Below are 12,750 nucleotides of genomic sequence, written 5' to 3' on the forward strand. Positions count from 1 at the left end.
TAGTTATCTTCTCATGCATAATAGCTATTTTAACAGTCTGTTTTTTATAATTATTACTATGTTTAGTCATCTTACATAATTGTCTTTGAAGTTTAGTAAGAATTTTCTCGTTGTTATATAAAGCTCTAGGTCTTTGCACGTGAACATTATTAGTATCTATTAAAAATTCTTTTAACCCCAAGTCAAAACCTATTGTATTACTTCTTAGAGGTAGCTGAATATTTTCGCAATCTACGTTGAAGCTAACAAAATATTTACCACTAGGTACTTTTGATATTGTAGCAAACATTATTTTTCCAAAAAATCTTCTATGAAGCTTTGCTTTTATCTTGCCAAGTTTCGGTAGTTGAACTAAATTATCCTCAAATAATACTTTAATGTTGTCATTAGTAAAGTTGGTCATGTAAGAATAATTATGGTCATGTTTTGACTTAAATTTAGGAAATCCTGTATGCTCTTTGAAGAATTTCTTATATGAATTATCTAAATTATAAATAGAATTAGTCAGAGCAAATTTATCTACATCTTTAAGCCATAAAAATTCTTTTTTGAGTTCCCTGTTACAATAATTATTACAATCCATTTTAGATAATGATTTCTTATCAGTTTTATATAAATCAATTTTTTTAGATAATATTTGATTATATACAAATCTACAACATCCAAAGGTTTTGCCCATCTGAATTTCTTGAAGCTCAGTAGGATATATTCTATATTTAAATCCTTTTAACATAGATAAATTCACCTTCTTTCTATAAGTTAATTATACCATTTAAACGCAGTGGTATCAACACTTAGCATGTGTAATTTACTTATATTTTATACAATAATACTTAACGCCACTAACTCATGACTGAAGTCACGAGTTAGTGGCGAAATCTTCAATTAGGTGAAGTCCTTGAAAAACTTAAATGTTAATATTAAGCATATTTTCAGTATCTGTGTTTGTAATCTGTTTTAACTTAAAATCTGCAGATGTTAAGGTTTAATATAAGCATACCCATTAGTTTGTTTTATAACCAATTCCCCTACCCCAGAAGGAACAACCCTACAAAAATCAAATAATTGTTTTTCGTCTAAATTCATTTGCCGTAATGAATTAGCACAAGCAGCAAAAGTAACATTTTTTAGTTTTAGGTTTTTTATTTTTTCTAAAAATTCATTTGAATCTTCAATCATTAATTTAACACCTTCACTATTTGCCAGTAGTTCTACTTGCAAATTTTCTTCACCTAAATCTATAATTAAATTGTTTATATTTCCAAGTACTAAATTTACTTTTTCAATTTCGTCTATATGAAATATTACATTATATTTTTTCAATATATATTAACTCCTTTCTACACTACTGATTTTATCAATAAAGATATTATGATTGATTATAACATATAATGGCCTACAGAAATATTAAATATATTTTGATATTTCTATTGCTTTTTGTTCTGTATGTGTTATTATATTGTCATATCGTAATATATTAATATAACAATAAGTTTACACATGTACATATAATAAATTCAATTATAATATTGAGTTAATACATAGATTAAAAGAATACAAGGGGGAATAATTGTGATGAAAAAAGTATTAATTGTAGGTGGAGTAGCTGGTGGAGCTTCAACCGCAGCAAGACTAAGGCGACTGGATGAAACTGCCGAAATAATTATGTTTGAAAGAGATGAATATATTTCTTTTGCAAATTGTGGACTTCCTTATTATATAGGTGAAGTAATAAAAGATAGAGATAAACTCTTAGTACAAACTCCTGAAAGTATGAAAGCTAGATTTAATATTGATGTTAGAAACAACAGTGACGTTGTAGGAATTGACACTGCAAAAAAGACTGTAACAGTTAATAGTAAGGTTCGTGGCACTTATGAAGAAAGCTATGATTATATAGTTCTATCACCAGGTGCAAAAGCAATTAAGCCTAATATAGAAGGTATTAACAGTAAAAGAATATTTACCTTAAGAAACATACCAGATACCGATAACATCAAAGCATATGTAGATAAAAAGGGTATCAATACTGCTGTAGTTATTGGTGGAGGTTATGTTGGTGTAGAAATGGCTGAAAATCTAAAAGAAAGAGGACTTAATGTTACTATAGTAGAAGCAGCCCCTCACATAATGGCTCCTTTTGATACAGATATTGTTTTATCAGTTGAAAAGGAAATTTCAGATAATGGCGTAGAAATCATTTTAAATGATGGTGTAAAAGCCTTTAAAGATAATGAAGATAGTGTAGAAATAATTTTAAATAGCGGTAAAAAATTAAGCGCTGATATGGTTATTTTGGCAATAGGAGTGCTTCCTGATACTGGTTTTCTGAAAAACAGTGGGATAGAATTTGGACCTAAAGGCCATATAATAGTAAATGATAAAATGGAAACAGCTGCACCTTTCGTATTTGCAGTAGGCGATGCTATCGAAATAGTTGATTTTGTGAATAAGCAGAAATCCGCAATACCACTAGCAGGACCAGCAAATAAACAAGGCAGAATTGCAGCTGACAATATAGCAGGTCTTGGAACTACTTATAAGGGAACTCTAGGAACTGCAATTATTAAGGTGTTTGGTTTAACAGCTGCAAGTACTGGTAATAATGAAAGAACACTAACTAGACTTAATATTCCTCATAAAGTTATATTTGTTCATCCTGCAAGCCATGCATCTTACTACCCTGGTGCTCTTTCTATGACTTTAAAGCTTATTTTTAATGATGAAGGAAAAATACTAGGTGCTCAAGGTGTTGGTTATGATGGAGTGGATAAGCGAATAGATGTGCTTGCTACAGTTATACGCCTAGGAGGAACAGTTACTGATTTAACAGAATTAGAACTTTCCTATGCACCACCTTTCTCCTCTGCTAAGGATCCAGTAAATATGGCAGGATTTGTAGCTGAAAATGTATTAGCAGGAAGAATGGATGTATTAACCACAGATGAGTTTATGGCCTATGATAAAGAAAATACCACAATACTGGATGTTCGTACAGAAATGGAATTTAGTAATGGACATATTGATGGCGCAATAAATATTCCTGTAGATAGCTTAAGAGAAAGAATTGATGAACTTGATAAGAATAAAGAAATACTTGAATATTGTCAGGTAGGACTTCGTGGATATGTAGCCGCAAGAATTTTAGCTCAAAAGGAATTTAAAGTTAAAAACTTAACAGGAGGGTATAAATCAGTTTCAATTTCAAACTTTAATCCAAAGAGTGTTGAAAAAAGTGAAACATCAAAAAGGCAGATTTTAGATCCCGATACTCAAGTTATAAAGGTCGGAGTAGATAAGAGCAGTGATAATTATGATAAAAGCCTAGATGCTTGTGGACTATGTTGCCCAGGTCCATTAATTCAAGTTAAAGCTAGTGTCGACGAATTAAATGATGGTCAAATATTAAAAGTCACAGCTTCTGATCCTGGCTTTTATGAAGACATTAAATCTTGGTGTACTAAAACAAATAATGAATTATTAGACTTAAGAAAAGAAAAAGGTATGGTTTATGCTTATATTAAAAAAAACAATAAGACAAACAAAATAAATAAATTTATTGCCTCAGATACTGTAGAAAAAAGCAATAAAACCATGGTAGTTTTCAGTGGTGATTTAGATAAAGCAATTGCAGCCTTTATTATCGCAAATGGAGCGGTTGCAATGGGAAGTAAAGTTACCATATTATTTACCTTCTGGGGTCTTAACATCATAAGGAAACCTGAAAAAGTATCTGTAAAAAAAGGGTTAGTAGATTCAATGTTTGGATTTATGATGCCAAGAGGAAGCAAAAAACTTAAACTTTCTCAAATGAACATGATGGGAATGGGAGCTAAAATGATCCGCTCCGTAATGAAAAACAAAAATATAAGTTCTCTTGAAGACTTAATAAAATCAGCAATAGATAGTGGTGTGGAAGTTGTTGCTTGCTCAATGTCCATGGATGTTATGGGTATTACAAAAGAAGAACTTATTGATGGAGTAAAAATCGGTGGAGTTGGCTATTACTTGGGTGAAGCCGAAAACTCAAATGTAAATCTATTTATTTAATATTTCAAGTAAATAACCTTTAGGAGTATGGATCATTATATCCATGCTTCTTTTTCTTATAGTAGATTCAAGCACACTTGATCAAAAGTAATACTCTTTAATTTTATAAATTCTATACTGTTTTTTTCTGATTTGACATTATGGTAAATAGGATGTAATATTTTATTAGCGTATGCCACCAATAAGGAACGTTGTATATTAAAAAACTATCTGAAAAATGGGGTGAATATTAATGGCAAGGCCAGTGAAGAATAGAAGAGTAGAAAATTTACCGGAATATACATACTTTGTACCCGCAGGTAGAAGAAAATGTGAAATTGAAGAAATACTCATAAAGGTTGAAGAGTTTGAAGCCATGAGACTTAAGGATGTTGAAGACTTAAACCAGGAGCAATGTGCGCAAAGAATGCAAGTTTCAAGACAAACTTTTCAAAACATAATTGATAGTGCACGAAAAAAGATTGCTATAGCTTTAATTGAGGGAAAAGCTATAAATATAAGTGGTGGAAACTATACAAGAAATGTATGTCAATTTAAGTGCATGTCCTGTGAAAACACCTATGAAATAAAATATGAAGAAGACAGAAGTATTTGTCCCTCATGTGGTTCTCAGGAAGTAACTTGTAATAAAATAAGCAATTTTTGTCATAGGCAATGCAAAAAACATCTAATAAATAAAAAATAGATTCATAAGTTTCCGCTTTAAATTTATTTTCTTTATTGGCATTTGACAATAATGAATACTAGTATTATAATATAGATGGCATATGACAAATAAAATACGAGGTGATAATTTATGGCTAATTGTGAAAGTTGTCCATCAAATGCTAAGTGTGATAGTAAAGACACCTGTAGCATAGAAAATAATCCATTAAATAAAGTTAAAAATATTATCGGTGTCATGAGTGGTAAAGGTGGAGTAGGTAAATCGACTATATCTGTTCTTATTGCAAATGAACTTAATAAAAAAGGCTATAAGGTGGGTCTTATGGATTCAGATATTACAGGTCCAAGTATACCAAGATTATTAGGTGTTAAAGATGTGAAACCGCTAATGAATGAATCTGGTATTATACCAGTTAGAACAGCTGAAGGTATTGATGTTATTTCAATGAATTTTCTTGTAGAAAATGAAGAGGATCCGGTTATTTGGAGAGGACCAGCTGTTTCTGGGGTTGTTAAACAGTTTTGGACTGATGTTATATGGGGAGAACTTGATTATTTAATTATAGATATGCCCCCAGGCACTGGGGATGTTGCATTAACCGTAATGCAATCAATCCCTATTACAGGCATAGTAATGGTTTCAACACCACAAGATTTAGTATCTATGATTGTTGGAAAAGCAGTAAATATGGCTCGTAAGCTTAATATAGATGTAATAGGACTCGTAGAAAATATGAGTTATATCATTTGCCCTGGATGCAGTGAGAAAATAAGAATTTTTGAATCAGATAACATTCAAGAATTTCTAAATAAAAATGATTTAGATTTACTTGGTGAAATTCCAATGTGTAAAGAAATTGTTAATATATCTAACAAAGGTCTATACAAGCTAAATGCTGAATTAACAGAAATAACTGAAAATCTTATAAGTAATATTATTAAAAATATAAAAAAATAAAAAAATGGAGGTAAAAGTATGAAAATAGCACTACCTAATAAGGGCAATATGGTGAATCAACATTTTGGAATGAGTGAAAGTTTTGTAATTGCAACTATAGAAGACAAAAAAATTGTTAGCATTGATGAAATATCTTCAGTTGAACTGGCACATAATCATCAAGGTTTAGCGGACTTACTTACAGCAAAGGGAGCAACTGTGGTTATTACTGGAGGTATTGGCGGTGGAGCCATCACTGGCTTACAGCAGAATGGCCTTAAAGTAATAAAAGGAGCATCCGGTGAATATAAAAAAGTCATTGAGGAATATATTAATGGAACCTTAGAAGATAAAGATGTAACTTGCAACCATCATGGTGAACATCACCACCAATAAAAATAAAGGAGCACAATGTGCTCCTTTATTTTTTTATCTCTATAATTAAATCTATAAGCTACTTTTTTAAATTCCCACTAAAACCTGATAACCCATGATTCATATGATATATTGGTCCAAAATTATTTCTTAATAATACATTAACCGCTTTAGGGCTTCTACCACCTGATGCACAATGAACTAACATTGGTTTCCCACGAAATTTCTCAAGTTCAGTAATCCTTGAAGCAATTTCACTAACAGGCATTAGTTTAGATCCGTTTATATGCCCTGATTGATACTCACCTTTAGTTCTGACATCTAGAATAACAAGATCTTTATTGTCTTTGATGAAGGAATTTGCCTCTGACCCAGAAATATTTTTAACATTTTTATTGAACTTAAGTATTATTTTAGGATAGAGCATGTATGCTAATAAAAGAATAGCTACTATGGTAAATAAATTATTCATATTTTTCTCCTTTTAATTTTATATTTTAATATGGTTTTGTTCTATATATGTTTTTCTTATTTTTTTTTATTATTTTTAAGTTTCTATTATTGTTTTATACCCCCCATAGGTATATAATATCATTAATATTAAATAAATGCAATATAACAATCTAAAAATTGCAAAATATATTTTTTAGATATTAATTGTTCACAGAAAATATCTTTGATAATTCATCTGTAAATTGGTAAAATAGAATTTGAAAGGAAGTGTTTTGTATATGTTTAAAGAATTCAAACAATTTGCTCTTAAAGGAAATGTTTTAGATTTAGCTATAGCTGTTGTTATTGGCGGTGCATTTTCTAAAATAGTTACCTCTTTAGTTAATGATCTTATAACACCTATGCTTGGTATATTAATGGGTGGAGTTAATTTTAATAGTTTAAAATACGATGTGCCTTCAATAATATCTGGTGGATCAGCGGTATCCCTTAAATATGGATTATTTATTCAAGCTATCATAGATTTCTTAATCATAGCATTTTCACTTTTTATTTTTATAAAAATTATAACCTCCGCTAAAAATAAAAAAGTTGAAAAAGTTATTGACATCCTTCCCTCAAATGAAGAAATACTGTTAACTGAAATTAGAGACTTACTAAAAGAAAAATAATAATGTAAAAGAGCTCCAAGCAAAGATTCTCCTTGGAGGTTTTCATGTATTTAATTATATAGAGGAGGTTTTTTATTGAAGAAATTTGTAACCACTAAGCAATTATTTTTAATCTTTCTTTTACCTTTAAGTATTATCCTATCACAACTGTCTAGAATACTTCCAAATTTTATAGAAAAATTCTATTCTTCATTTTTATTTAAAATAATTGCTACTATTTTAAGTGCACTCACAGGATTTTTACCATTTTCTCTTGCAGAACTTATAATTGTATCTTTTTCAACATTCGTATTATTTTATATTTCAAGAGCAATTTTGCACTTGTATAAATACAAAGATAGAAGATTAGAAACACTGAAAAACTTTGTTTTAAATATACTGACTATATCAGGAGTAATATTCTTTTCATTTCAGCTTTTATGGGGATTAAATTATCAAAGGCTAACCCTAGATAAAATATTTCAATTAAATATACGTAATTCTTCATCAGCTGAAGTTGCAGGCCTTTGTAAAATACTTATAAATAATGCAAATACTCTAAGAGTAAAATTAAAAGAAAATCAGTATGGCATAATGGAACTTCCCTATAATAAAAAATACATGTTAGAAACTGCTCACTTAGGATATGATAGCGCCTCACTAAAATATAGTAAATTAAAAGGTAACTACGGAACACCTAAGGGTATATTACTCTCAATTCCAATGTGTTATACAGGAATTACTGGCTTTTATTTTCCTTTTACCAATGAAGCTAATATTAATATGGCAGAACCTGATTCATTTCTTCCCTTTACAACTGCTCATGAAATGGCCCATCAAAGAGGATTTGCCAAGGAAGATGAGGCAAACTTTATAGCATATATAGCCTGTATAAACCATCCTGATGTGAATTTTAAATACTCTGGAACACTTTCAGCTTTATCTTATTCATTCAATGCCTTACGGAAAAACGATTCTCAAAAATTCAAAGAATTGATTTCAACCTGTAGTACTAGTGTGTTAAATGACTTGAATTACAATCAACGTTTTTGGAAAGGTTACTCTGGTCCTATAGAATTATTGGGTGATAAAATTAATGATACTTATCTTAAGGCTCAAAATCAAGAATCTGGAACAAAAAGCTATGGTGCAATGGTGGATTTACTTCTTGCTGAATACAGAAAAAAATAATTCTTTAAATACCCTATTTCATTATAAATAGGGTATTTAAAGAATCATCAATTTAAGCATATTTATATTTAATTATCTAACTCTTCTTGCGGACATATAATCACTTCTGGTTAATTGCGATATTTTAACTACATCCCCTGTGCTTGGGGCATGTATGTATGAATTATTTCCCACATAAATACCAACATGATGTGGACTTCCTGATCCAAAGAACACTAAATCTCCTGCCTGTAGATTTTTTCTAGACACATATGTTCCATGTGTTATCTGATCATAAGTAGATCTACCTGTACTAACTCCAAAATGTGCATATACATATTGAACAAAGCCTGAACAATCAAAAGTATTTGGACCTGTGGCTGCCCACTCATATGGAGTTCCGAGGAAACTTTCAGCATAATCTATTACTCCATTTGAGCTAACTGATGATGAGTTTTGAGGTCGACTTGGTTCTTCTTTTGCGGGTTCTTCTTTTACGGGCTCTTCTCTTGTTTCATTATTTACTATATTGCTTACTGAACCTCTTGATGGAGTAATTTCTCTAGTATTTTGAGTAGCTACTGCTACCTCATATTTAGGTGTTTGATTTGACGCATTTTTTATTTCGCTCATAGTACTACCGAGTAATGCCTGAGTTTCTGTTATTTCATTCTTGTGTAATTCTTGCTGAGTTTTTGCTTCTACTATTAATTTGCTTTGTTCTTTTTTCTTTATACTAAGCTTGTCCAATTTGTTTTCATTCTCAGCTTGTAATGCTAATATTTTTGTCTTACTATCATTAAGTGCTTCTTTTTTATCCTCAATATCTTGTTTTTTAACATTTAATTCGCTAATAATTTGGTTATCATATTCTACAATCTTTTTTACATTTTCTACTCTTGAAATAAAGTCCTCTAGCCCTTCAGAATCAAGCAAAATTTCTAAATATGTATCTGCTCCATTCATAAACATGACTCTCATTCTTTCATTAAATAAATCTTCTTCGCCCTTTATATTTTCCTGCGCAATTGCTATATTCTTAGTATTTTGCTCTATTTTATTTTCAGTATCATTTATCTGCTGTTTTGCTTTATCTATTCCTGAGTATATACTTTCAATATCAAAATCTAGCTTCTCAATAGATATCTCTAATTTCTCAAAATTCTTCTGCAGCTCAGTATATGAATCTTGTTGCACTTGAAGCTGTTTCTTTTGATTATTTAATTGCTCACTTAGTGGTGCTGCTACGATTGGCATACTTGCTGACATAGCTAGTCCAGTAGCTATGAGTAAAGATAATACTCTTTTTCTCATTATTATTCCCCCACATCGAATGTTGTTAATTTTTTATAAATATTTGTTTTTTTAGTCATAAAAATATTATAGCACGATATGGGGACAAACCCAAGGGAATAAATAAGATAAATGGATAATTAATTATAATTTATGACTTGCATTGAATTCATAAAAATCGCATATATTGTATTAATAATTTAATTTAGGGAGTAAGGCACATGAAAATAAATATAGAGTCAAAGCTGCTAACACACCAATGACTAAAGCCATTGATAAACTAATATGCCAGATTAGCAAGGAATGGCTACATATTCCTGGTGTAATTGATATTGCTTCCAGCATTACAAATGAAAATGACTGTATCCTTGTTTTTGTAACCCACAAAACTAGTGAAGTCGAAAAAAATTTTCCTTGTAACCTAAATGGATTTCCAGTAATAATCATAGAAACTACGGACTTTTATATTGGATAAAAAAGTATATATTACGCAAATTCACTTTGCATAATATATACTTTCTTTAATTGGATGTTAATTTAAATTTTTTTTTTATTTGAAAGAATTCCAAAACACCCCTTCAGTATCAATTATATTCATTATTTCCTCATATGGTATTTTAAATGTAGGAAATCCGTAAGCATAAGGTGCAATTTCATATGGAGTAAAATAAATATTTAGTACTTCCTCTGATACATAAAAAAGCTGATCATTCTTTATCCCCTTATACTGGTCAATCCATATTCCTGAATCTGGTCCCATATCCTCTATCTGTTTTCTTATAATATCACTTAGGACTAAGGCGAAATTGCTGTTTTGCTTAAATAAATCCTCTAGTTCATAAAATCTTCCACTACTCAAATCCACATGGGGATAAATTTCTGTTGGCATGCCATGTGCTGCCCCAAAGGGATAGTTATATCCTGAAAGTTGTAAAACTAGCAATTCCTTTTGAAAAAACTCTACAACAAATTGTCCATAATAATTATAGTCAATTTCTTCACTACTATCAATATGCCTAACCTGTGATTTTTCTTTCAATTTTTTATTAACTGTGCCTTCTATTTTGTTATTGTCCATCCCATTAATTTGAGGATAATATACTAAGAAATTTCTACTAGGTTTATACTTCTTTTCTTTAATTGTATACTGCTCATTCAATTTTATACTACCATTCTGACTCCATATAATATCCCCCGCTTTATATAAATAGGCTATTCTATTATCTACCTGAACCACAATTATATCTCCTATAAAAGATAGAATTCCATTTCCCTGTATAATTGGTAATTTTGATATTTTCTTTCCGGCTTCATTAATAAAAAACGTCTTAGAATTATCATAAGCAGATGCTAATTTGTTTTTATAATTTGATACTCCATAATAAATAAAATCCGTAAGAAATTTACCATCAATATCTACAATTGCATATTTAGAACCTATATAAGGCCTCTTTTTACTAATAGCTATTCCAACAGACGCACGCCCCTCCCCTAATAATTCTATGTTATTATACTTAGGACTTACAATAAAATTACCTTTTTTATCTATTAGTCCATATTTATTTAAATAGTTAGCAGAAGTATTAACTACAGCCCTTTCACTTTTAAAGGTTTCAGCTGAAGCAAATTGCGCTGCTATTACAACATTTCCAGCTTCATCTATATATCCATACCCATCTTTATCATTTTCTTTAAATGATAAAAGGCCCTCCCCTATATCAGAAACAAAAGCATATTTGAACTCCTTTAAAATCACACCATTAGCCTCTATAATAGCATAATTCCCTCGCTGAAGCTTTACAACTGCTTTTCCGTTTTTAAAATCTCCAGCTATTTCATATTTAGGGGGTATGGATATATTCCCCTTACGATTAATATATCCATACAACCATGTTCCATCCGTGCTTATAATAGAAAATACTGCTCTTCCTTCTCTAAAGCTTCCTATATAATTATAAACTTCACCTGTAACTTCAATACCCTTCTCGTCTATAACCATAAAACCACTTTTAGAGACTACCACTGCAAGACCTTCAGAAAATTCTTGAATACTCTGGTACTTTGGTTTTACAATGTATTTACCCCTTTTATCAATGATTCCCGAGAGATCTTTTATAGTAATCACAGCCAGACCATTGTCCTGAAATTGCCTAGCCCAATTATAAAGAGGCTTTATAACAAATTCCCCTCCCCTATCTATATACCCCCATCTAAATCCATGGATTGTACTAATGGAAGCAAGTAGCCTCTCAATACTATTTATCCTTAAATTAACCTTATTATTTTTTATAAGTTCCTGAAATGCTTCTTTAGAGGGATAATCTTGGTTAATTTTCAAGCCTATTTCAATAGACTTTTCCGCCTCTTTTTGCATTTCTGCTTTTATCTGAGCATCACCTAGATAATACCAATAGAAAGCCGCTTTAGGCATCTGTTCTACCTTTTCCTTATAATACTCAACTACCTTCTTGAAATAATATGGGTATGACTCCTTTGCAGGTACTAATTTTGAGTCCTCCCATCTAAGTAAGTCAACCTTATATGCCTCTCCTGTATCATGGTTCCATAGTGCTATTCTCACTTTACCATCTATATCCTTTTGACTTGGAATATTCTCTACTTCAATCCTACTGTACATTACATCACTAATAATTCTATTAAGCTGGGCATTGCGAACCTGAAAAATGTTAAGCTCAGACCAAATTGCTCCAACCTGCCATCCAATTAATAAATCTTTAATTCCACTACCTGTTACATCTGCAAAATTCAGATAACTTATATTATATCCTATGCCCTCAATATCAGCCATTTTGTACCAAAGATTATTATGATTTTTTAAAACTAAAACAAATGGATTTCCTTGCCACATATAGGCTGCTATTATCTCTGGTATACCGTCCCCATCTATATCTACCATCTTAACAGGCATTTCTTCATAAGGATTTTGTGCATTCACAAGCGCCGCACCGATTGGCAAAGATTTCCGCACAAAATTTATCAAAGTTGCTGCCTTAGTCATAAAATTTTCCTCCATATTTTATTCATACTACTATAATATGAAGTTAATAAAAAAAGTGTACCCTATTGACAAAAATTTTACACAATGTCATAAAATATACCATAAATGAATAAATAGGGATTCTCATTCTACCTTAG

Annotated in this window: 12 protein-coding genes; 7 read left to right on the forward strand and 5 right to left on the reverse strand. The window is 30.6% G+C overall.

The window, feature by feature from the left end; genetic code table 11:
- Positions 1-733: RNA-guided endonuclease TnpB family protein (locus KPL51_RS00005; RefSeq protein ID WP_216155482.1), on the reverse strand; the 733-nt coding region annotated here is incomplete at its 3' end.
- Between the two features lie 245 nt (positions 734-978).
- Entirely contained in the window at positions 979-1,323 is a 345-nt protein-coding gene (locus tag KPL51_RS00010) for a DsrE family protein (RefSeq protein WP_216155484.1), read from the reverse strand.
- Positions 1,324-1,572: 249 nt separating this feature from the next.
- Here KPL51_RS00010 and KPL51_RS00015 point away from each other — a divergent pair, with 249 nt between their 5' ends.
- From KPL51_RS00015 to KPL51_RS00030, 4 genes are all read left to right on the forward strand, one after another.
- Positions 1,573-4,050 (forward strand): CoA-disulfide reductase, encoded by a 2,478-nt coding sequence (locus KPL51_RS00015; RefSeq protein ID WP_216155486.1) that lies wholly within the window; start codon positions 1,573-1,575, stop codon positions 4,048-4,050.
- Between the two features lie 232 nt (positions 4,051-4,282).
- Positions 4,283-4,735 carry a DUF134 domain-containing protein gene (locus KPL51_RS00020; RefSeq protein WP_216155488.1) on the forward strand — a complete coding sequence of 151 codons (453 nt, stop codon included), beginning with the start codon at positions 4,283-4,285 and terminating at the stop codon, positions 4,733-4,735.
- 111 nt (positions 4,736-4,846) lie between these two features.
- Positions 4,847-5,674: an Mrp/NBP35 family ATP-binding protein gene (locus KPL51_RS00025; RefSeq protein ID WP_216155490.1), complete on the forward strand. Its 828-nt coding sequence runs from the start codon at positions 4,847-4,849 to the stop codon at positions 5,672-5,674.
- 18 nt (positions 5,675-5,692) lie between these two features.
- Complete coding sequence (locus tag KPL51_RS00030; protein WP_216155492.1) at positions 5,693-6,049, forward strand: NifB/NifX family molybdenum-iron cluster-binding protein; 357 nt, start codon at positions 5,693-5,695, stop codon at positions 6,047-6,049.
- A 58-nt stretch (positions 6,050-6,107) separates the two neighbouring features.
- Here the strand turns inward: KPL51_RS00030 and KPL51_RS00035 are convergent, their stop codons facing one another.
- Positions 6,108-6,500 carry a rhodanese-like domain-containing protein gene (locus KPL51_RS00035; protein WP_216155494.1) on the reverse strand — a complete coding sequence of 131 codons (393 nt, stop codon included), beginning with the start codon at positions 6,498-6,500 and terminating at the stop codon, positions 6,108-6,110.
- A gap of 259 nt (positions 6,501-6,759) precedes the next feature.
- Here KPL51_RS00035 and mscL point away from each other — a divergent pair, with 259 nt between their 5' ends.
- Entirely contained in the window at positions 6,760-7,152 is a 393-nt protein-coding gene (gene mscL / locus KPL51_RS00040) for a large-conductance mechanosensitive channel protein MscL (protein ID WP_216155495.1), read from the forward strand.
- Positions 7,153-7,227: 75 nt separating this feature from the next.
- Entirely contained in the window at positions 7,228-8,322 is a 1,095-nt protein-coding gene (locus KPL51_RS00045; protein WP_216155498.1) for a DUF3810 domain-containing protein, read from the forward strand.
- 72 nt (positions 8,323-8,394) lie between these two features.
- Here the strand turns inward: KPL51_RS00045 and KPL51_RS00050 are convergent, their stop codons facing one another.
- On the reverse strand, positions 8,395-9,615 hold the full coding sequence (locus KPL51_RS00050) for a C40 family peptidase (RefSeq protein WP_216155499.1): 1,221 nt from the start codon (positions 9,613-9,615) through the stop codon (positions 8,395-8,397).
- Positions 9,616-9,853: 238 nt separating this feature from the next.
- Here KPL51_RS00050 and KPL51_RS00055 point away from each other — a divergent pair, with 238 nt between their 5' ends.
- Complete coding sequence (locus KPL51_RS00055; protein WP_216155502.1) at positions 9,854-10,069, forward strand: hypothetical protein; 216 nt, start codon at positions 9,854-9,856, stop codon at positions 10,067-10,069.
- A gap of 75 nt (positions 10,070-10,144) precedes the next feature.
- Here the strand turns inward: KPL51_RS00055 and KPL51_RS00060 are convergent, their stop codons facing one another.
- Positions 10,145-12,613 (reverse strand): WG repeat-containing protein, encoded by a 2,469-nt coding sequence (locus tag KPL51_RS00060; protein WP_216155504.1) that lies wholly within the window; start codon positions 12,611-12,613, stop codon positions 10,145-10,147.
- Between the last annotated feature and the right edge of the window lie 137 nt (positions 12,614-12,750).

The organism is Clostridium bowmanii (assembly GCF_018861315.1).
Taxonomy (GTDB): Bacteria; Bacillota; Clostridia; order Clostridiales; family Clostridiaceae; genus Clostridium_AD; species Clostridium_AD bowmanii.

Coding starts and splice junctions, on each gene's coding strand:
- KPL51_RS00020 (WP_216155488.1), top strand. CDS start 4,283: ATGGCAAGGCCAGTGAAGAATAGAAGAGTAGAAAATTTACCGGAATAT.
- KPL51_RS00025 (WP_216155490.1), top strand. CDS start 4,847: ATGGCTAATTGTGAAAGTTGTCCATCAAATGCTAAGTGTGATAGTAAA.
- KPL51_RS00030 (WP_216155492.1), top strand. CDS start 5,693: ATGAAAATAGCACTACCTAATAAGGGCAATATGGTGAATCAACATTTT.
- KPL51_RS00035 (WP_216155494.1), bottom strand. CDS start 6,500: ATGAATAATTTATTTACCATAGTAGCTATTCTTTTATTAGCATACATG.
- mscL (WP_216155495.1), top strand. CDS start 6,760: ATGTTTAAAGAATTCAAACAATTTGCTCTTAAAGGAAATGTTTTAGAT.
- KPL51_RS00050 (WP_216155499.1), bottom strand. CDS start 9,615: ATGAGAAAAAGAGTATTATCTTTACTCATAGCTACTGGACTAGCTATG.
- KPL51_RS00055 (WP_216155502.1), top strand. CDS start 9,854: ATGACTAAAGCCATTGATAAACTAATATGCCAGATTAGCAAGGAATGG.
- KPL51_RS00060 (WP_216155504.1), bottom strand. CDS start 12,613: ATGACTAAGGCAGCAACTTTGATAAATTTTGTGCGGAAATCTTTGCCA.